The organism is Paraburkholderia sp. PREW-6R (genome assembly GCF_039621805.1).
Classification (GTDB): domain Bacteria; phylum Pseudomonadota; class Gammaproteobacteria; order Burkholderiales; family Burkholderiaceae; genus Paraburkholderia.
This window is the reverse complement of the sequence record NZ_CP155073.1, coordinates 352,885-371,463: the sequence shown is the minus strand read 5'-3', so window position 1 is coordinate 371,463 and position 18,579 is coordinate 352,885. Positions and strand designations below refer to the sequence as shown.

Annotated in this window: 20 protein-coding genes and 1 tRNA gene; 13 read left to right on the top strand and 8 right to left on the bottom strand. The window is 61.5% G+C overall.

From position 1 onward, the window contains the following. Positions 1-7 precede the first annotated feature (7 nt). The 6 genes from ispE to hisC all read left to right on the top strand — a co-directional run bounded on the left by ispE (position 8) and on the right by hisC (position 4,714). Positions 8-889, top strand: a complete 882-nt coding sequence (ispE, locus tag AAGS40_RS01685; protein WP_345814463.1) for a 4-(cytidine 5'-diphospho)-2-C-methyl-D-erythritol kinase — start codon at positions 8-10, stop codon at positions 887-889. Between the two features lie 52 nt (positions 890-941). Next, positions 942-1,018 (top strand) — tRNA-Gln (locus tag AAGS40_RS01680). Positions 1,019-1,064: 46 nt separating this feature from the next. Further along, positions 1,065-2,021 (top strand): ribose-phosphate pyrophosphokinase, encoded by a 957-nt coding sequence (locus tag AAGS40_RS01675; protein WP_006048037.1) that lies wholly within the window; start codon positions 1,065-1,067, stop codon positions 2,019-2,021. Between the two features lie 162 nt (positions 2,022-2,183). Beyond that, positions 2,184-2,804, top strand: a complete 621-nt coding sequence (locus AAGS40_RS01670; protein ID WP_345812784.1) for a 50S ribosomal protein L25/general stress protein Ctc — start codon at positions 2,184-2,186, stop codon at positions 2,802-2,804. Positions 2,805-2,964: 160 nt separating this feature from the next. Further along, positions 2,965-3,567 (top strand): aminoacyl-tRNA hydrolase, encoded by a 603-nt coding sequence (gene pth, locus AAGS40_RS01665; protein ID WP_345812783.1) that lies wholly within the window; start codon positions 2,965-2,967, stop codon positions 3,565-3,567. Positions 3,568-3,634: 67 nt separating this feature from the next. Then, the gene (gene hisC / locus AAGS40_RS01660) at positions 3,635-4,714 is read left to right on the top strand and encodes a histidinol-phosphate transaminase (RefSeq protein ID WP_345812782.1); all 1,080 of its coding nucleotides are present in this window, start codon (positions 3,635-3,637) and stop codon (positions 4,712-4,714) included. A 95-nt stretch (positions 4,715-4,809) separates the two neighbouring features. Here hisC and AAGS40_RS01655 read toward each other — a convergent pair whose 3' ends face one another. The 3 genes from AAGS40_RS01655 to rsmD all read right to left on the bottom strand — a co-directional run bounded on the left by AAGS40_RS01655 (position 4,810) and on the right by rsmD (position 6,377). After that, a complete protein-coding gene (locus AAGS40_RS01655) occupies positions 4,810-5,067 on the bottom strand; it encodes a YfhL family 4Fe-4S dicluster ferredoxin (RefSeq protein WP_345812781.1) in 258 nt (85 codons plus the stop codon). 63 nt (positions 5,068-5,130) lie between these two features. Continuing rightward, complete coding sequence (gene coaD / locus AAGS40_RS01650; RefSeq protein ID WP_345812780.1) at positions 5,131-5,643, bottom strand: pantetheine-phosphate adenylyltransferase; 513 nt, start codon at positions 5,641-5,643, stop codon at positions 5,131-5,133. A gap of 110 nt (positions 5,644-5,753) precedes the next feature. Further along, positions 5,754-6,377: a 16S rRNA (guanine(966)-N(2))-methyltransferase RsmD gene (rsmD, locus tag AAGS40_RS01645; protein WP_345812779.1), complete on the bottom strand. Its 624-nt coding sequence runs from the start codon at positions 6,375-6,377 to the stop codon at positions 5,754-5,756. Between the two features lie 262 nt (positions 6,378-6,639). On the opposite strand from rsmD, the gene ftsY reads away from it, so the two are divergent. Next, complete coding sequence (ftsY, locus tag AAGS40_RS01640; protein WP_345812778.1) at positions 6,640-7,785, top strand: signal recognition particle-docking protein FtsY; 1,146 nt, start codon at positions 6,640-6,642, stop codon at positions 7,783-7,785. A gap of 142 nt (positions 7,786-7,927) precedes the next feature. Here the strand turns inward: ftsY and maiA are convergent, their stop codons facing one another. Next, the gene (gene maiA / locus AAGS40_RS01635; RefSeq protein WP_345812777.1) at positions 7,928-8,572 is read right to left on the bottom strand and encodes a maleylacetoacetate isomerase; all 645 of its coding nucleotides are present in this window, start codon (positions 8,570-8,572) and stop codon (positions 7,928-7,930) included. 23 nt (positions 8,573-8,595) lie between these two features. Further along, a complete protein-coding gene (locus tag AAGS40_RS01630; protein ID WP_345812776.1) occupies positions 8,596-9,294 on the bottom strand; it encodes a fumarylacetoacetate hydrolase family protein in 699 nt (232 codons plus the stop codon). 249 nt (positions 9,295-9,543) lie between these two features. On the opposite strand from AAGS40_RS01630, the gene ybiB reads away from it, so the two are divergent. Further along, positions 9,544-10,515, top strand: a complete 972-nt coding sequence (ybiB, locus tag AAGS40_RS01625) for a DNA-binding protein YbiB (protein WP_345812775.1) — start codon at positions 9,544-9,546, stop codon at positions 10,513-10,515. Between the two features lie 147 nt (positions 10,516-10,662). Here the strand turns inward: ybiB and AAGS40_RS01620 are convergent, their stop codons facing one another. Then, on the bottom strand, positions 10,663-11,046 hold the full coding sequence (locus tag AAGS40_RS01620; protein WP_345812774.1) for a nuclear transport factor 2 family protein: 384 nt from the start codon (positions 11,044-11,046) through the stop codon (positions 10,663-10,665). 43 nt (positions 11,047-11,089) lie between these two features. Beyond that, on the bottom strand, positions 11,090-11,653 hold the full coding sequence (locus AAGS40_RS01615; RefSeq protein WP_345812773.1) for an acyloxyacyl hydrolase: 564 nt from the start codon (positions 11,651-11,653) through the stop codon (positions 11,090-11,092). Between the two features lie 366 nt (positions 11,654-12,019). On the opposite strand from AAGS40_RS01615, the gene rpoH reads away from it, so the two are divergent. From rpoH to cydX, 5 genes are all read left to right on the top strand, one after another. Beyond that, a complete protein-coding gene (rpoH, locus tag AAGS40_RS01610) occupies positions 12,020-12,955 on the top strand; it encodes an RNA polymerase sigma factor RpoH (protein WP_345812772.1) in 936 nt (311 codons plus the stop codon). A gap of 354 nt (positions 12,956-13,309) precedes the next feature. Continuing rightward, a complete protein-coding gene (cydP, locus tag AAGS40_RS01605; RefSeq protein ID WP_345812771.1) occupies positions 13,310-13,570 on the top strand; it encodes a cytochrome oxidase putative small subunit CydP in 261 nt (86 codons plus the stop codon). Continuing rightward, positions 13,560-15,155 (top strand): cytochrome ubiquinol oxidase subunit I, encoded by a 1,596-nt coding sequence (locus tag AAGS40_RS01600; protein WP_345812770.1) that lies wholly within the window; start codon positions 13,560-13,562, stop codon positions 15,153-15,155. The genes cydP and AAGS40_RS01600 overlap by 11 nt, the downstream gene beginning before the upstream one ends. Before the next feature lie 34 nt (positions 15,156-15,189). Beyond that, the gene (cydB, locus tag AAGS40_RS01595) at positions 15,190-16,326 is read left to right on the top strand and encodes a cytochrome d ubiquinol oxidase subunit II (RefSeq protein WP_345812769.1); all 1,137 of its coding nucleotides are present in this window, start codon (positions 15,190-15,192) and stop codon (positions 16,324-16,326) included. Positions 16,327-16,354: 28 nt separating this feature from the next. Continuing rightward, positions 16,355-16,483: a cytochrome bd-I oxidase subunit CydX gene (gene cydX / locus AAGS40_RS01590; protein ID WP_345812768.1), complete on the top strand. Its 129-nt coding sequence runs from the start codon at positions 16,355-16,357 to the stop codon at positions 16,481-16,483. A 206-nt stretch (positions 16,484-16,689) separates the two neighbouring features. On the opposite strand, the gene nagE is transcribed toward cydX, so the two are convergent. Further along, the gene (gene nagE / locus AAGS40_RS01585; RefSeq protein ID WP_345812767.1) at positions 16,690-18,495 is read right to left on the bottom strand and encodes an N-acetylglucosamine-specific PTS transporter subunit IIBC; all 1,806 of its coding nucleotides are present in this window, start codon (positions 18,493-18,495) and stop codon (positions 16,690-16,692) included. Between the last annotated feature and the right edge of the window lie 84 nt (positions 18,496-18,579).

Here is an 18,579-nt window from a genome sequence, read left to right as displayed (position 1 = left end):
CCGACTCATGATTGAAACTACCGACTCGCTGCGCGATTGTCTCGCGCCAGCGAAACTCAACCTGTTCCTGCACATCACGGGCCGTCGTCCCGATGGCTATCACACGCTGCAAACCGTTTTCCAGTTGCTGAACTGGGGCGACACGCTGCACTTCACGCGGCGCGACGATGGGCTTATCACGCGCCGCACTGAAATCGCCGACGTCCCGGCCGAGCACGATCTCACCGTGCGCGCTGCGACGCTTCTGAAAGCGCACACGGGTTCGCGGCACGGCGTCGATATCGAAATCGACAAGCGGCTGCCGATGGGTGCGGGCCTCGGCGGCGGCAGCTCCGATGCAGCCACCACGCTGTTGGCATTGAACCGTTTGTGGAAGCTCGATTTGCCGCGACTCGAATTGCAGGCGCTCGCGTTGAAACTCGGCGCCGACGTGCCATTTTTCGTCTTCGGCAAAAATGCGTTTGCGGAGGGTGTCGGAGAGGCTTTAGACGTTGTACAATTGCCGCCGCGTCATTTCCTGGTAGTGACGCCGCGGGTTCAGGTTCCAACCGCAGCGATTTTTTCCGAAAAAGCGTTGACACGGAATTCAAAGTCCCTAATAATTACGGACTTTCCTGCAGAACTTAGCTGCAACACTGAATGGCCGGAGAGTTTTGGCCGGAATGACATGCAGCCGGTTGTCGTGGGAAAATACGCGGAAGTAGCGCAAGTGCTGCGATGGTTTGAGAACGTCGCACCAGCGCGGATGTCCGGATCAGGTGCAAGTGTCTTTGCAGCGTTCCGTAGTCAAGCTGAGGCAGAAGTGGTGCAAGCCAAACTGCCTCGCGAATGGAACAGCGCAGTGGCAGCAGGCCTCGATCAGCATCCACTCTTCGCTTTCGCGTCATAAGTTTTGCATCGTCGAACGAAACTCCACGTTCGGCGGGGCTCAAAGTTAGTGTAGGGGAGTCGCCAAGCTGGTTAAGGCACCGGATTTTGATTCCGGCATGCAAAGGTTCGAATCCTTTCTCCCCTGCCAAATTTTCTCGCAGTTCCCCTCGCCCCCAGCCTGAAATAGGTGCACGATGAGCAGCCATGACGGCCTGATGGTTTTTACTGGCAACGCAAATCCTGCGCTTGCACAGGAAGTCGTCAAGATCCTCGGTATTCCCCTCGGCAAAGCAATGGTTAGCCGTTTCTCAGACGGCGAAATTCAGGTCGAGATTCAGGAAAACGTGCGTGGCAAGGATGTTTTCGTCCTGCAGTCCACGTGCGCACCGGCGAATGACAACTTGATGGAGCTGATGATCATGGTCGATGCGCTCAAACGCGCATCTGCTGGCCGGATCACCGCAGCCATTCCCTACTTCGGTTATGCACGTCAAGATCGTCGCCCTCGTTCGGCGCGCGTCGCCATTTCGGCGAAGATCGTGGCGAACATGCTGGAAATCGCGGGCGTCGAGCGGATCATCACAATGGATCTGCACGCTGACCAGATCCAGGGCTTCTTCGACATTCCGGTCGACAATATCTACGCTACGCCCGTGCTGCTCGGCGATCTGCGCAAGCAGAACTACGAGAACCTGCTGGTCGTTTCGCCGGACGTCGGCGGCGTGGTACGTGCGCGGGCGTTGGCAAAGCAGCTGAACTGCGATCTCGCGATCATCGACAAGCGTCGTCCGAAGGCGAACGTCGCCGAGGTGATGAATATCATCGGTGAAGTCGAGGGCCGTACCTGCGTGATCATGGACGACATGGTCGACACTGCCGGCACGCTTTGCAAGGCAGCACAAGTTTTGAAGGAACGTGGCGCGAAGCAGGTTTTCGCTTACGCTACGCACCCGGTTCTGTCCGGCGGCGCAGGCGAGCGTATTGCAGCCTCCGCGCTCGACGAACTGGTTGTCACGGACACGATCCCGCTCGGCGAAGAAGCCCGCTCGTGCGCAAAGATCCGTTCGTTGACCAGCGCCGGCCTGCTGGCCGAAACGTTCTCGCGGATTCGCCGCGGCGATTCGGTCATGTCGCTGTTCGCTGAAAGTTAAGTATTTGCGAAGGCGCAGCGTCTGCATCCGTGCAATGCTGCGCTTTTGCACAATCGGCGCGAACGAACGAAGGTTCGTGCCGCAGTTCTGGGGCCTCAGCCATTACGGCTTGGAGGCCCCGTTTTTACTGCCTGGTCGCGGGCAGTGCAATGGAGATTCAAAATGAAAGTAGTCGCTTTCGAGCGTTCTTTGCAAGGTACGGGTGCGAGCCGCCGCCTGCGTAACTCGGGAAAGACCCCGGGCATCGTATATGGCGCTGGTGCTGAAACGCAATTGGTCGAACTGGACCACAACGCACTGTGGCACGCGCTGAAGAAAGAAGTTTTCCACTCGTCGATTCTCGAACTGGAAGTGGCAGGCAACACGCAACAGGTGCTGCTGCGCGACGTGCAATACCACCCGTTCCGTCAGCTCGTTCTGCACGTGGACTTCCAACGTGTCGACGCGAAGAAGAAGTTGCACACCAAGGTGCCGCTGCACTTCATGAACCAGGAAACCAACCCGGCAGTGAAGCTGTCGAGCGCGGTTATCACGCACGTTCTGAACGAAATCGAAGTCGAGTGCCTGCCGTCGGCACTGCCGGAATTCATTGAAGTCGACTTGGCTTCGATCGAAGCAGGCCACTCGATTCACGCGAACGACATCAAGCTGCCGGAAGGTGTGGCGCTGGTGGCTCACGTCGCGGCAGAAAACCCGGTTCTGGCTGCAGCTACGATCCCGGCTGGCGTGGTGTCGGAAGATGAAGCCGCTGGTCAAGCTGAAGGCGAAACGCCGGCTGCTTAACTTGCCAGCAAGGCGACAAGCAACGCAATCCTCTCGATCCGTCTCAATGAGACGGTCGATGTCACCCGCCGAGGTTCGCCCCGGCGGGTTTTTTTTCGGCTTCTTTCGGCTTTTTGGGCTCGGTATGTTCGACTCCTGAGCCAGATGGATCTACGCAATCATGATCAAGCTGATCGTCGGCCTCGGCAATCCGGGCGCCGAATACACCGTGACGCGCCATAACGCCGGCTTCTGGCTGGTCGATCAACTGGCGCGCGAAGCAGGAACGACACTGCGCGACGAGCGACGCTTCCACGGTTTCTATGCCAAAGCCCGCCTGCACGGCGAGGAAGTACATCTGCTGGAACCGCAAACCTACATGAACCGCTCCGGTCAGTCCGTCGTCGCGGTTGCACAGTTCTTCAAAATTCTTCCCGACGAGATTCTGGTCGTGCACGACGAACTCGACTTGCCGCCCGGCAGCGTCAAGCTGAAGCTCGGCGGCGGCAGCGGCGGCCACAATGGGTTGAAAGACATCACCGCTCATCTGTCATCGCAACAATATTGGCGACTGCGGATCGGCATTGGCCATCCTCGTGACCTGATTCCGGAAAGCGCCCGCGCCGGCGCCAAGCCGGACGTCGCCAACTTTGTGCTGAAACCGCCGCGGCGCGAGGAACAGGAAGTGATTGACGCTTCCATTGAACGTGCGCTCGCCGTAATGCCACAGGTCATCAAGGGTGAACTCGAGCGCGCGATGATGCAACTGCATCGCAATGGCTGATGGATTCCAGCGCGTCGCACTGTCTCACGTTGCCGCAGCTTTACAGCCACACGAACAGGAGAACCGCTTGAGCCGCTTTTGGAGTGACGTCGTTCACCATCTGACGCCGTATGTGCCAGGCGAGCAGCCCCTGGTCGCGCATCCGGTGAAGCTGAACACCAACGAAAATCCCTATCCGCCGTCGCCGCGCGTGCTCGAAGCGATCCGTCAGGAATTAGGCGACGCGGCCGAATCGCTGCGCCGTTATCCGGACCCGACTGCGCTGAAGTTGCGCGAAACGGTCGCGGCGTACCACGGCATCCTTACAGCGCAGGTTTTCGCAGGCAATGGTTCGGACGAAGTACTCGCGCTCACCTTCCAGGCGCTGCTCAAGCACGACAAGCCGCTGCTGTTCCCGGACATCACTTACAGCTTTTATCCCGCTTACGCCCGGCTGTTCGAGGTCGAATACAGGACAATTGCGCTCGACTCCAGCTTCGCACTTAACGTGGACGACTACGCAACGCCCAACGGTGGCGTGCTTTTCCCGAACCCGAACGCACCGACCGGCCGCCCGCTGCCGCTCACCGATATCGAACGTCTGATTGCGCGAAACACGGAGTCGGTCGTCGTGATCGACGAGGCCTACGTCGACTTCGGCGCCGAATCGGCGATAGGTCTGATCGACCGCTATCCGAACCTGCTGGTGATCCAGACCGTGTCGAAGGCACGCTCGCTGGCCGGCATGCGTGTCGGCTTCGCGTTCGGCAACCCGGAACTGATCGACGCGCTGAATCGCGTCAAGGACAGCTTCAATTCCTACCCGCTCGACCGCCTCGCTCAAGTCGCCGCCACCGCCGCGTATGTCGATGAAGCCTGGTTCCGCGACACGTGCGCGAAGGTGATCGCGAGTCGCGAGCACCTCGCTGCCGGACTGACGGCACTTGGCTTCGACGTGGTGCCGTCGGCGGCAAACATGCTATTTGTGCGACACGACGGCTACGATGCCGCGATGCTTGTGCAGTGTCTCAGGGAGAAGGAGATTTTCGTGCGCCACTTCAAGGCGCCGCGCATCGATCAGTACTTGCGGATTTCGGTCGGTACCGACGCTGAGTGCAACGTGTTGCTCGACGCGCTGCGCGACATTTTTGGCGCGTACGTCGGTTAAACATAAACGAGGCGAGAGCGCGCCCGCGACGCAAAGAAAGAAGCGCGAAAAAAAGGCGAGGCAGGAAGCCTCGCCTTTGTCACATCTGCGAACCCTCAGGCGCCCTTCGCAACCTGCAACGCGTGATACTTCGCCATCAAACCCTCGGGTGTCTCCAGATGCTCAGGGTCACGCGGAATGCACTCCACTGGACACACCTGAATACACTGCGGCTCGTCGAAATGGCCGACACATTCCGTACATTTCTTCGGGTCGATCACATAGATTTCCGTACCCATCGAAATCGCGTCGTTCGGGCACTCAGGCTCGCACACGTCGCAATTGATGCACTCGTCGGTAATCATCAGGGCCATACTTCTCTCGCTTCGCGCCGGTCAGAGCCGGCTTTGATCCGTCAAACCGACAGTTTACGCCGGTTACGGCTGGCCCGCCGAAGCGCTGTTCGCGTCCAACGCGGCAACCTTTTCCTTCAGCCGTTTTTCGACCGATGGAAACACGAATTTGCTGACATCGCCGCCGAGCTGAGCGATTTCGCGGACGATGGTGCCCGAGATGAACTGATATTGATCCGATGGCGTCATGAACATCGTCTCCACATCCGGCAACAGGTAGCGGTTCATGCCCGCCATCTGGAACTCGTACTCGAAGTCGGACACGGCGCGCAAACCCCGCACGATCACGCGCGCATTGTTGGTTCGCACGAAGTCTTTCAGTAGCCCTTTGAAGCTCATTACCTGGACGTTTGGATAATGTCCGAGCACTTCGTGCGCGATGTCGAGGCGCTCTTCAAGCGTGAAAAATGGCTTCTTGTTGCGGCTGTCGGCGACGCCGACCACCAGCGTGTCGAAAATGCTCGACGCGCGCCGAACGAGGTCTTCGTGACCGCGCGTCAGCGGATCGAACGTGCCCGGGTACACGGCGACTACCATGAGAATCTCCTCTCTTCAGACAAATGGGCACGTCAAAGCGTCCACGTGACGCATTGTGGCACCCGCCGCGCACGTAACAGCAACCGCCCGGCGCTTATTTTGAACGCGCATTATTCCTTATTTTCGCGTTGCAGCAAATGAAAGTGGACCGCACCCGCTTTGCCCTGCCTCACGATTTCCCAGCCTGCAAGCGACTCATTGCCTGCCAGTTCGAGCGCTGCGCCGGATTCGACGTACAGATAGCCGTCAGCGTCTAGCAGCGGCGCGGCCAGCGCCAGCGCCTTGTCGAGCAGGCCGTCACCGAAGGGCGCAAAGGGCGGGTCAAGAAATACGACATCGAACGAACCCGGGGCGAGACTCGCGGCAAGGCGCAAGCCGTCGGCCTCCACTATTTCGATCGTGCGCGCGGTGAGGCGCTCCTGATTGGCGCGCAATTGCGAGGCTGCCCGCGCGTTGCGCTCCACCATCACCACACGTGCCGCGCCGCGCGACGCGGCCTCGAAACCCAGCGCGCCGCTGCCGGCGAACAGGTCGAGGCACCGCTGGCCGTCCAGCCGCTGACCGAGCCAGTTGAACAGCGTTTCGCGCACGCGGTCGGGCGTAGGACGCAGGCCGTCGAGATCCAGTACGGGCAAAGGGGTGCGTTTCCAGTCGCCGCCGATGATGCGAATGGCGTGCGGCTTGCCGCCTTTGGACGAGGCGCCGTGGGCGCGAGAGGGTGTGGAGCGAGGCATGCAGTATCAATGACGTGGTGGGCGCCCGCGACGAGTAGGCACGCCTGAAAACGAAGCCTGGGCGCCGGGGCCGGAACGCCAACGTTACCACAGGGCCAGGCCGCGTCCACCCTGGCCGATCGGCCGATACGACGGTCGGCGGCGCGCCTGATAAAATGCGGGACTTCCAGCGCCTTGCATCCCGCATCGCAACGCCGCCTGCCGCTTCCGCCGGGTTCACGCCGGCCGTGCGCATCGGCGCGCGCTCTCACCATGCCAGATCATGTTCAGCTTTTTCAAACGATTCAAGGGTTCGAAAGAGTCCGATAACGCGCCGGACGAATCGCCGTCGGCGTCAGACGACCTGACACCGGACAGTTTTGAAGACCCGCGAGTCGTACCTGCCGTGTCACAGGCACCTGCGGCCGACTTTCCGCACCCGGTCGCGGCGCCGGTCGAGCCGGAAGCCGGGATCGAAGCCGAAGAGTCCATTGAGATCGTTCCGCCTCCGCAGCAGGACGCCGGCACGAAACGCTCGTGGCTCACGCGCCTGAAAACGGGATTGTCGAAGACAAGTTCGAGCCTGACCGGCATCTTCGTCGGCACGAAGATCGACGAAGATCTTTACGAAGAACTCGAAACCGCGCTGCTGATGTCGGACGCGGGTATCGACGCCACCGAATTCCTGCTCGAATCCTTGCGTGAGAAAGTGCGCACCGAGCGCCTCACCGAGCCGCAACAGGTGAAGGCCGCGCTGCGCGCACTGTTGATCGAGTTGCTCAAGCCGCTCGAAAAATCGCTGATGCTCGGCCACGCGCAGCCGCTCGTGATGATGATCGCGGGCGTGAACGGCGCAGGTAAAACCACCAGCATCGGCAAGCTTGCCAAGCATCTGCAAAGTTTCAATCAGTCCGTGCTGCTGGCAGCGGGCGACACGTTCCGCGCGGCCGCTCGCGAGCAGCTTGCGATCTGGGGTCAGCGCAACAACGTGACGGTGGTGTCGCAGGAAAGTGGCGACCCGGCAGCGGTGATTTTCGACGCGGTCGGCGCGGCGCGCGCCCGCAAGATCGACGTGATGATGGCCGATACGGCCGGCCGTCTGCCAACCCAGTTGCATCTGATGGAAGAGCTGCGCAAGGTCAAACGCGTGATTGGCAAGGCAATGGACGGCGCGCCGCACGAAGTGCTGCTCGTCATCGACGCGAATACCGGCCAGAACGCGCTCGCGCAGGTCAAAGCATTCGACGACGCGCTCGGCCTCACCGGTCTGGTCGTCACCAAGCTCGACGGCACGGCGAAAGGCGGCATTCTCGCCGCGATCGCACGCCAGCGCCCTATCCCGGTGTACTTCATCGGCGTTGGCGAGAAGGTGGAAGATTTGCAGCCGTTCAGCGCCGAAGAGTTTTCGGACGCGTTGCTGGGCGGTTGAGCGACGTCCCGAAGCTTTCCGCCGCGCCGGCAGGCTGTGCTGCGGTGCGACCGAGCGGCGCGTCGCCGGTTTCAAGAAATTCAGATAAAGAAGGGCGCTCCGGTCAAACGAAGCGCCCTTTTTTCATCGCAGGAACGCGCGCTTATTCCGCGTCCGGCTGCGCGCCCGGCGCGGCGCGCGCGAACGCATCAATCTGCATCGCGTGATCGTAAATGCGCTGGATGGTCGGAAATTGGGCTGTGTCGATCTTGAAGCGCTGTGCGTTGAACACCTGTGGAATTAGACAGGTATCTGCCAGCGTGGGCGTGTCGCCGAAACAGAGCTTGCCGGTGCGGCCGTCGCCGGCGAGGTGCGCTTCAAGCGTCGCAAAACCGGCCTCGACCCAATGCTTGTACCACGCGTCTTTCGCGTCGTCGTCGACATGCAAGGTGTGCTTCAGATACTTCAGCACGCGCAGATTGTTCAATGGATGAATCTCGCACGCCACCTGCAACGCGACGGACCGCACATAAGCACGATCGACCGCCGAATCGGGCAGCAGCGCCGGCTTCGGATGCGTTTCCTCCAGATATTCGATGATCGCCAGTGACTGCGGCATCACGTCATCGCCGTCGACGAAGGTCGGCACAATGGCGTCCGGATTCACCTTCCGATACTCCGGTTTGAGCTGCTCGCCGCCGTCGCGCACGAGGTGAACCGGCAGGTACTCGTAAGGCAGGTTCTTGATGTTGAGCGCAATGCGCACCCGGTACGACGCCGAGCTGCGGAAGTAGCTATAGAGCTTCATATCGTGTCTCCTCCGGCCGTGCGTCAGACGACGCGCACGCTGAGTTCGCCCAGGCCGTCCACGCCGCCTCTCATCAGATCGCCCTTCGCCACGGCGCCGACGCCTTCAGGCGTGCCGGTGAAAATCAGGTCGCCTGGCCGAAGCTCGAATAACGTCGACAGATAAGCGATCGTTTCGGCCACCGACCAGATCAGTTGCGACACGTCCGATTTCTGTTTTTCTTCGCCGTTGACCGACAGCCAGATTGCGCCCTGGCCGATGTGCCCAACCGTCGCGACTGGATGGATCGGCCCGAGCGGCGCGGAATGGTCGAAACCCTTCGCCGTGTCCCACGGACGGCCCAGCTTTTTCGCCTCGCCCTGCAGATCGCGGCGCGTCATGTCGAGCCCGAGCGCGTAGCCGTACACGTGGTCCAGCGCGCTTTCGGCCGGAATGTTCTTGCCGCCCTTGCCGATCGCCGCCACCATTTCCATCTCGAAGTGAACGTTTTTCGATTGTGACGGATACGGAAATTCACCCGTGTTGCCCGGCGCGACATACAGCACGGCGTCGGCCGGCTTGGCGAAGAAAAACGGCGGCTCGCGGTCCGGATCGTGGCCCATTTCGCGCGCGTGCGCCTCGTAGTTGCGGCCCACGCAGTAAATGCGCCGCACCGGAAACTGCTCGCTGGACCCGACCACCGGCACCGCGACCTGCGGTGCGGGCGCAAAGACGTAACTCATCCGATTCTCCGTTTTCATGACTGGGGGCGACTGACAGCGCCAGCGCTTGCGGCCGGCACCGCGCTAAAACAACGAGTGTAACGCGCGCCCAGGCGCCGTGCGTGCGACGCGGCAGAGCGGCCGAACATCCGGTCGCCTCGTGCGACACCTTGCCGGGCCGCCATAGATGCGATACTCATAGGCGACACTATCTTCGATCGCGGCGGCTGGCGGTTCACCACGAGACGCCGCACCGCCCTCTTTGCGCCCATGACCGACTCCGCCGACACCGTCACGCCGTTCCCCTGCGCCCGCTTCATCAAGGAAATCGGGCGCGGCCCGAATGGAGCCCGCGCGCTCACCGCCGACGACACACGGGCGCTCTATTCAGCCATGCTGGACGGCCGCGTCGCCGAACTCGAACTAGGCGCCGTGCTGTTGGCCTACCGGGTGAAAGGCGAGACCGCCGACGAACTCGCGGCCATGCTGGCCGGCGCGCACGCATCGTTCGAGCCGATTCATGCGCCGAACGGCGCATTCCGGCCGGTTGCGATCCCGACCTACAACGGCGCGCGCAAGCAGCCGAACCTGGTGCCTCTGCTCGCGTTGCTGCTTGCACGCGAGGGCGTGCCGGTGCTGGTGCATGGCGTGACGGAAGATCCCGGCCGTGTCACGAGCGCAGAAATATTCACACATCTGCACATTCCGCACGCGGGCTCGCACGCCGATATCGAAGAGGGTCTTGCCGCGCGCCGGCTCGCGTTTGCGCCAATCGACGTGCTCGCGCCGAAGCTCGCGCGGTTGCTGTCGCTGCGTCGCCGGATGGGGGTGCGCAATTCCACGCATACGCTCGTGAAAATCCTTCAGCCGTTCGCGCCCGCGGGCCTGCGCCTCGTCAACTACACGCATCCGCCATATCGCGACAGCCTCACGCAACTGTTCAATACGCATCCGGACGCGGCCGCGGGTGGCGCACTGCTCGCGCGCGGCACCGAAGGGGAGGCGGTGGCCGATACGCGCCGCCAGGTTCAGGTGGACTGGCTGCACGACGGCGTGTGCGAAACGCTCGTGCCGCACGAACGTTCGTCGTCCGATGCGCCGGAGGTCGAGTTGCCCGAAGCGCGCGACGCCGCCACCACGGCCACGTGGATCGCCGCCGTGTTGCGCGGCGAAGCACCCGTTCCAAGCGCGATCGAGCGGCAGGTCGAGCTGATTGCGGGCGTGGCGAAAGTCGCGCGTTAAAGCGCGCCAGCCGCTCAACGGAAGGTGCGGCGTTACGCTACGTTTTTCAGGTATGTTGATTCGCGCGCGGGTTGGCAACGCGGTTGCGGCGGCAAGTCGATCGGCGCGTCGACGCAAAAAGCGACAGGCACGCTGCGTGATGAAGCCCTATTCGATTGCGCAACGCGTCGCCTGCCACGCGATCAGCCGCCAATGCCCTTCTTCCTGCGCATGAATCGCGATGTACGCGATCGGAAACAGCAAGGCGCCGTTATTCGCTTCCATCTCGATCAGCGCGCGGCCCGTGACGACGCAGGTTTCACGGCCAACCGGCAGCACGTCCTGGGACTGGACTTCGATCTGCCGATAGCGGCGGCGCCCGGCCGTGATTCCGTCGATGAACTGCCGCTTCGTCTCGCGCTTGCCGTTGGTGTGCACGTAGCTCACGTTGTCGGCGATGAGGGCGTCGAGTGAGGGTCCGTCGCCGTCGACCATCGCACGAAAACGCTCCCGCTCCAGCCCGCGGATCGCTTCGATCGTCTTTCCAGCCATTGCTCAGCCCCTTGCACCGGTCAGCCGAACATGGCCACGGTCGTCAGAAGTTATATTGCAAATATAGCTGGTGGAAATTTATACCAGGATTCGGCTCTTTGATACCGCCGTTGGAAATATGCTGGAAACGGTAACCCACCTGGTACTGCTGGTGGTTCCCGATCTGCAGGCCGACCCCGGCCGTCGGCGTGAACTGGAACGCCGTCGACATCGTGAAGTCAGAAGTAATACGCGGATGGGTCAGCAGCCGCACGCCCACGCCCGCCTCGACAAAAGGCCGGACATACCCCGCGCCCCTGATGAAGCGGATGAACGGCGTCACCCCGAATTCGCCGATGTTCTCGTGCACATCCCCTTCGTCGGTATGCCACCAGGCTGCGTGCGCTTCGCCGATCAGCGCGAAGTGCCATGAGCCGATGTGCCACCACGTCAAATCCGGATCCCAGACCAGACCCAGATCGAGCTTCTTGACATGATGGTCGGCTGTACCCGCCGCAACCTGCACGCCGAATTGATCGGCCGAGGCCATTCCTGCGGCACCGAACAGGACAGCGGCAACTGCCCCTTTTAGAGCCAGGCCACGCAATGCTTTCTTTTTGTTGTCCATCTAACACCCGAGATCCGTCGAAAGTTGAACAATCTGTAACAGTTTTTTGGCTATTCTAAAGACAAACTGGCTCGCGCGGATCATCTGAAGAAATCTAATTTTCTGCAATTAGTTGCTTCAAATTTTGGAATTGTCGGTCAATTATTATCGTGAAGGCCAATTGTCAGGTAAATAATACGGCTACCACATGTTTGGGCGCAGAAGCGTAAAATGACTATCGAAACCTAAATTTCAATAGGAATCTACGGAACTTGGATGCCCCTACGGCCTCTAAGTATTAGCACTCGGCAATTCAGAGTGCTAACATCCAACGCTGGAGTCGTTTAACTGAATACGCTTTTGTCTGATTCCAAAGGAGTTTTTCACGTGAGCCATGCAATGACCCTTCCGAGTACTTTGAGCCCGTCGTCGGCTAAGGCCGCTCCGGCAGGTGCGCTGGCGCTCTCGCATTCCTCGCTGCTGCCCGGCCAGCTGGGCAATATCGACGCCTACATCCAGGCCGTTAATCGGATTCCGATGCTGACGCCGGCGGAAGAACGCCAGTTCGCCACCGAATTTCGCGAGCAGGACAATCTGGAGTCCGCGCGCCGTCTCGTCCTGTCGCACTTGCGGCTGGTCGTGTCGATCGCGCGCAACTATCTCGGCTATGGTCTGCCGCACGCCGATCTGATCCAGGAAGGCAACATCGGCCTGATGAAGGCCGTCAAGCGCTTCGATCCGGAGCAGAACGTACGTCTCGTGTCGTACGCGATGCATTGGATCAAGGCGGAGATCCACGAATACATTCTGCGCAACTGGCGGATGGTGAAAGTGGCCACCACCAAGGCGCAGCGCAAGCTGTTCTTCAACCTGCGCAGCCACAAGCAAGGCCTGGGCGCTTTCACGCCAGACGAGATCGAAGGTCTCGCCAAAGAACTGAACGTGAAGCGCGAGGAAGTCGCAGAGATGGAAACGCGCCTTTCTGGCGGCGATATCGCGCTGGAAGGTCAGGTCGAAGACGGCGAAGAGTCTTACGCGCCGATCGCTTATCTGGCCGACTCGCACAGCGAGCCGACCGCCGTGCTGGCTTCGCGTCAGCGCGACAAGCTGCAAAGCGACGGCATTGCAAGCGCGCTGGACGCGCTCGACGCCCGCAGCCGCCGCATTATCGAGGCACGCTGGCTGAAGGTAGAAGACGACGGTTCGGGCGGCTCGACGCTGCACGAACTGGCGGACGAGTTCGGTGTGTCCGCGGAACGTATTCGCCAGATCGAAGCAAGCGCCATGAAGAAAATGCGCGGCGCATTGACCGAGTACGCATAACGCCAGAGCATAAACGCACGCCGGACCTCCCGGCGCGCAGCCAGTTAGAAAGCCCCGCCTTCGCAAGATGGCGGGGCTTTTTTTCGTCTGCCGCGCGGCTTGCCCGGCGGCCCACCTGGCAACGCTTTCGCGTGTGCTCGCCTTGGGTTGCGATCGGGCAAAGAAAGTGCACTTTCTTGACGTATCTCAAACTCCCTACCAATACTGTTTGAAAGGGATGTCGTTCGCGACGCAATGCCGCACGGTCGGATCACGCGCGTCGCGTCGATCCTCTTAATATCGGGACGCACTCGCCAGATCGTTCACGGTCTGGGGCCAGCCGGAATTCCGGTGTGAAGTTGCCTTCGACCGATCATGACCATAGTCCTCCATCGCCGCAACACGCTCCGCTCGACCCTACGCAAGCGGTTTGCGGCGTGGGTACGCGGTCCGACATTGGCGCGGGATATCGCCATCGTGCTGTCCATCAAGTTCGTACTGCTAATGGCGCTCAAATACACATTCTTTAACCATCCACAGGCGCAGCACATGTCGCTGCCGCCTGAGCAAGTCGCACAGGCGCTGCTCTTCGCGCCCGCCGCGCATCCGTCTCAAGGTGACCAACATGCCCGTTAGCGATGTCGTAGAACTGTCGCGCCTCCAGTTCGCCATCACGGCGCTTTACCACTTCCTTTTTGTGCCGCTCACGCTCGGTCTGTCGTGGCTGCTCGTCATCATGGAGTCGGTCTACGTGATGACCGGCAAACAGATCTACAAGGACATGACCCAGTTCTGGGGCAAGCTTTTCGGTATCAATTTCGCGATGGGTGTCACGACCGGTCTCACGCTCGAATTTCAGTTCGGCACCAACTGGTCGTACTACTCGCACTACGTGGGCGACATTTTCGGCGTGCCGCTCGCGGTCGAAGGGCTCATGGCGTTCTTCCTCGAATCGACCTTTGTGGGGCTGTTCTTTTTCGGCTGGAACCGGCTCTCGCGCGTGCAGCACGTGATCGTCACGTTCCTCGTGGCACTCGGGTCGAACCTGTCCGCGCTATGGATTCTCGTGGCCAACGGCTGGATGAACAATCCGGTCGGCGCGACCTTCAACTACGAAACCATGCGGATGGAACTCGACAGCATTTTCTCCGTGCTGTTCAACCCGGTTGCGCAGGTCAAGTTCGTGCACACCGTTTCCGCCGGTTATGTGACGGCGTCGATGTTCGTACTGGGGATTTCGTCGTGGTATCTGCTCAAGCGCCGCGACACTGAATTCGCGCTGCGTTCGTTCGCGATCGCCGCGGGCTTCGGGCTCGCGTCGACACTGTGCGTGATCGTGCTCGGCGACGAATCCGGCTACCGCACCGGTGAAGTGCAGCAGGTGAAGCTGGCCGCGATCGAATCCGAGTGGGAAACCGCGCCCGCACCGGCGCCGTTTACGATCATCGGCATTCCGAACCAGCAGGAGGAGCGCACCGACTATGCGATCCGCGTGCCCTACGCGCTCGGCCTGATCGCAACCCGTTCGATCGACGAGCCCGTAGTCGGCCTGAAGGATCTGATGGCACACAACGAAGTGCGGATCCGCAACGGCATGCTGGCCTACGCCGCGCTGCAAAAGCTCAAGCAGGGCGACGTGACCGACGAAACCAAAACCGCATTCGAAGCGCACAAGGCGGACCTCGGTTACGGTCTGATGCTCAAGCAGTTCACCGCCGCCGTCACCGACGCCACGCCCGCTCAGATCAGGCAAGCCGCGAAGAAGACCATCCCGCCCGTCGCGCCCGTGTTTTTTTCGTTTCGCGTGATGGTCGGGCTCGGCGTGCTGTTTCTCGCCACGTTCGTCGCGGCCTTCTGGTTCTGTGCGCAACGCTCGTTGCTGCTCGACAAACGTCGCTGGTTCCTGCGCTGGGCCGTGTGGGCCATTCCGTTGCCGTGGCTAGCGGCGGAGTTCGGCTGGATCGTCGCCGAGGTGGGCCGTCAACCGTGGACCATCGCGGGCATTCTGCCGACCAACCTCTCTGCTTCGAGTCTCACCGCGAGTGATCTGTACCTGAGTATTGCCGGCTTCGTGGTGTTTTACACCGTGCTGTTCATCATCGAAATCACGCTGATGTTCAAGTACGCGCGGCTCGGGCCGTCGTCGCTGCACACGGGCCGCTATCACCACGAACTCAACCAGCCGCTGCATCAGCCGCTGCCGTCCAACTCGGCTGCCTGATTCGCCGCCACACCGCATCGAGGACAAGATCATCATGGATTACGCAACCCTCAAACTGATCTGGTGGGTGCTGATCGGCGTGCTGCTGATCGGCTTTGCGCTCACCGACGGCTTCGACATGGGCGCCGCGATTCTGCTGCCGTTCGTCGGCAAAACGGATGGGGAAAGGCGCATCGTCGTGAACACCGTGGGTGCCACGTGGGAAGGCAATCAGGTGTGGCTCATCACGGCCGGCGGCGCGATGTTCGCCGCGTGGCCGCTCGTGTACGCCGCGTCGTTCTCGGGCTTTTACTTTGCGATGCTGCTGGTGCTGTTCTCGCTGTTCTTCCGCCCGGTCGGCTTCGACTATCGCGGCAAACGCGACGACCCGCGCTGGCGCACCGCGTGGGACTGGGCGCTCTTCGTCGGCGGCTTCGTACCGGCGCTCGTGTTCGGCGTCGCATTCGGCAACCTGCTGCAAGGCGTGCCGTTCTCGTTCGACACCGATCTGCGCGTGTCCTATCACGGCGGCTTTTTCGGACTGCTCAATCCGTTTGCGGTGCTATGCGGTCTGGTCAGCGTGTCGATGCTGGCCGCGCACGGGGCAGCCTTCATCAAAATGAAGACGGACGGCATCGTCGCCCAGCGCGCGTCGCTCGCATTGCGAATCGCGGCGCTTGCGGGCGTGGTGCTGTTCGTGATCGCCGGGGCGTTGATCGCGACGATGATCGGCGGCTATCAGGTCATCGACGCGCCGCCGCTCGACGCGGTAGCCAATCCGCTCGAGAAGAATGTGATCGGCGCACCGGGCCTGTGGCTCACGAATTACGCCAACTATCCGTGGATGGCGATCGCACCGGTGGCGGGAATCGTCGGCGGCGTGCTGGCGTTGCTGCTGGCGCGCTCGCGCTTCGAGAAAAGCGCGTTTCTGTCCACGTCGCTGATGATCATTGGCGTGATTCTGACGGCCGGCTTCTCGATGTTTCCGTTCATCATGCCTTCGTCGCTCGACGGCCGCAGCAGTCTCACCGTATGGGATTCGACGTCGAGCCGCATGACGCTGCAAATCATGCTGGTCGCGGTCGTCGTGTTTCTGCCGATCGTCCTGATCTACACGAGCTGGGTGTATCGCGTGATGCGCGGCAAGGTCACGGCGGCAGCCATCGAAGAAAACCATCACACGATGTACTGACCGGGCAGCCGGATCATAGGAGTTAAAGATGTGGTACTTCAGCTGGATTCTTGGGATTGGCGTGGCGCTGGCGTTCGGCGTCATCAATGTGATGTGGCTGGAATCGCGTAAGCCGTTGGACACGACGGCGCCGAAAACGCGCACATCAGCGCACTAGGTAGAGGTGGCCTGACTGCCGCGTACGTCTGTCAGGCGGTAATCGCAAAAGCGGCACGCTGGATTCAATCCGGCGTGCCGCTTTTTCATGGCTGCTTTTTCATGGCTGCCTTCTCACGACTGCCGTATCACGGCTACTACTCCAGCGCTCTACGGCCAAGCGATTGACAGTAGCGCAAAGGCGCAAGCCGCTCCTTCGGTGTCCGCTCAGGCAGGCAACGGCGTGGCGCCGCCGCCGGCCGGCGACACGCGCGTCGCCAGCTGTGCGGCGTAGCGTTGCGCCGCTTCGCCGACCACCACATGAAACGTATCCGCCGACACCCAAGCCGTGTCGAGCGTCGACAGGCGTTGGCGATCCACCGCCGTCGGATCGCTGACGACGATGCGCAGACGCGTCGCCGCCACCGCATCCAGCGAGACCACGTTGCCCGCGCCGCCGAACACGGCGAGCCAGCGCAGCGGATCGGGATCGAGCGGACCGCCTTGCGCGCCGGTTGCCACATGTGCCTGCGGCGTCGCGACGGCCGGAGCAGCGGCCCTCGCAGGCGCAACGGCAGCGCCACCAGCAGCGGCAGGCTTGCCCACCGCATCGCCACCCTGTGCAATGACCGTCCGCATTTCATCGGCGATGATGTCCGCCTCCGGCCCAATGATCACCTGCACGTTGGTCGCGCCGCGCTTGAGTAATCCGCGTGCGCCGATCGTCTTCAGTTCGCTTTCCGAGACCTTGTTGGAGTCCACCACCGAAAGACGCAGACGCGTCGTGCAGGCATCCACTACAGAGAGATTCGCTGCGCCGCCCAGCGCCGCGATATAACGCTGCGCGCGCGGCACTGCGGCGCCCGCTACCGGCGAAACGAAACCGCCGGCCGCTGACGATTCCACCGGTTCGTCCGCTGCTGCCGGCTCCCGGCCCGGCGTCGCCATGTTGAACTTGCGGATGAAGAAGCGGAACAACCCGTAGTACACGACCATGTACACGAGGCCAATCGGAATCGCCCACCAGCCGCGGGTCGAGAGGCCGTAATTCAGCACATAGTCGATTGCACCAGCCGAGAAGGTGAAGCCGAGGTGAATGCCGAGCGCCGAGCAGATCGCGAGTGACAGACCCGTCAGCAATGCGTGGATCACATACAGCACCGGCGCGAGGAACATGAAGCTGAACTCGATCGGCTCGGTCACGCCGGTCAGGAAGGAGGTCAGCGCCATTGAGAACAGCAGGCCGCCCACTACCGCGCGGCGCTCCTTCGGTGCTTCGTGGAACATCGCGAGACACGCGGCCGGCAAGCCGAACATCATCACCGGGAAGAAGCCCGTCATGAACGTGCCCGCGGTCGGATCGCCCGCGAAGAAGCGATGCAGGTCGCCCGTCACCGGCGCGCCGCCGGGCGGCGTGAACGTGCCGAACACGAACCACGTCAGCGAGTTCAGGATGTGATGCAAGCCGGTCACGAGCAGCAGGCGGTTCAGCACGCCGAACACGAATGCGCCAAGCGCGCCCGCCGTGGTCAGCCAATGGCCGGCCGTGTCGATCACGCCCTGCACCGGCTGCCAGACGTAGCCGAACACGATACCGAGCACCAGACACACCACCCCGGTGACAATCGGCACGAACCGCTTCCCGCCAAAGAACGCGAGGTAATCCGGGAGCTTGATGTCCTTGTACCGGTTGTACAGCAAGCCCGCGACAATACCCGCCACGATCCCGGACAACACGCCCATGTTGAGCTTGTCGTTGATGTCCTTCATCACCGCGACTTCGACCAGATAACCGATCGCGCCCGCGAGGCCCGCCACGCCGTTGTTGTCCTTCGCGAAGCCAACCGCCACGCCGATGGCGAAAAGCAGCGGCAGGTTGTCGAAGATCGCACCGCCGGCGTCGGCGATCATCTTGATGTTGAACACATCGGGCTGGCCGAGGCGCAGCAGCAGGCCGGCCACCGGCAGCACCGCGATCGGCAGCATCAGCGCGCGTCCCAGGCGCTGAATTTTCAAAAACGGATTCCCATCCATTGATACCTCCAATCCTTGTCTCTTCGTTAAACGTCGTTGTTGGACGACGGCCGTGACCGACCGCCGTCGTTAGGTTTTGTCGCC

What these genes read in the sequence shown, in the direction of transcription:
- AAGS40_RS01600 (WP_345812770.1), top strand. Translation starts at nt 13,560, where the DNA reads ATGCCCGTTAGCGATGTCGTAGAACTGTCGCGCCTCCAGTTCGCCATC.
- coaD (WP_345812780.1), bottom strand. Translation starts at nt 5,643, where the DNA reads ATGGTAGTCGCCGTGTACCCGGGCACGTTCGATCCGCTGACGCGCGGT.
- AAGS40_RS01620 (WP_345812774.1), bottom strand. Translation starts at nt 11,046, where the DNA reads ATGGCTGGAAAGACGATCGAAGCGATCCGCGGGCTGGAGCGGGAGCGT.
- ybiB (WP_345812775.1), top strand. Translation starts at nt 9,544, where the DNA reads ATGACCGACTCCGCCGACACCGTCACGCCGTTCCCCTGCGCCCGCTTC.
- AAGS40_RS01655 (WP_345812781.1), bottom strand. Translation starts at nt 5,067, where the DNA reads ATGGCCCTGATGATTACCGACGAGTGCATCAATTGCGACGTGTGCGAG.
- ispE (WP_345814463.1), top strand. Translation starts at nt 8, where the DNA reads ATGATTGAAACTACCGACTCGCTGCGCGATTGTCTCGCGCCAGCGAAA.
- AAGS40_RS01675 (WP_006048037.1), top strand. Translation starts at nt 1,065, where the DNA reads ATGAGCAGCCATGACGGCCTGATGGTTTTTACTGGCAACGCAAATCCT.
- cydX (WP_345812768.1), top strand. Translation starts at nt 16,355, where the DNA reads ATGTGGTACTTCAGCTGGATTCTTGGGATTGGCGTGGCGCTGGCGTTC.
- cydP (WP_345812771.1), top strand. Translation starts at nt 13,310, where the DNA reads ATGACCATAGTCCTCCATCGCCGCAACACGCTCCGCTCGACCCTACGC.
- pth (WP_345812783.1), top strand. Translation starts at nt 2,965, where the DNA reads ATGATCAAGCTGATCGTCGGCCTCGGCAATCCGGGCGCCGAATACACC.
- nagE (WP_345812767.1), bottom strand. Translation starts at nt 18,495, where the DNA reads ATGGATGGGAATCCGTTTTTGAAAATTCAGCGCCTGGGACGCGCGCTG.
- AAGS40_RS01615 (WP_345812773.1), bottom strand. Translation starts at nt 11,653, where the DNA reads ATGGACAACAAAAAGAAAGCATTGCGTGGCCTGGCTCTAAAAGGGGCA.
- AAGS40_RS01630 (WP_345812776.1), bottom strand. Translation starts at nt 9,294, where the DNA reads ATGAGTTACGTCTTTGCGCCCGCACCGCAGGTCGCGGTGCCGGTGGTC.
- maiA (WP_345812777.1), bottom strand. Translation starts at nt 8,572, where the DNA reads ATGAAGCTCTATAGCTACTTCCGCAGCTCGGCGTCGTACCGGGTGCGC.
- ftsY (WP_345812778.1), top strand. Translation starts at nt 6,640, where the DNA reads ATGTTCAGCTTTTTCAAACGATTCAAGGGTTCGAAAGAGTCCGATAAC.
- cydB (WP_345812769.1), top strand. Translation starts at nt 15,190, where the DNA reads ATGGATTACGCAACCCTCAAACTGATCTGGTGGGTGCTGATCGGCGTG.
- rsmD (WP_345812779.1), bottom strand. Translation starts at nt 6,377, where the DNA reads ATGCCTCGCTCCACACCCTCTCGCGCCCACGGCGCCTCGTCCAAAGGC.
- AAGS40_RS01670 (WP_345812784.1), top strand. Translation starts at nt 2,184, where the DNA reads ATGAAAGTAGTCGCTTTCGAGCGTTCTTTGCAAGGTACGGGTGCGAGC.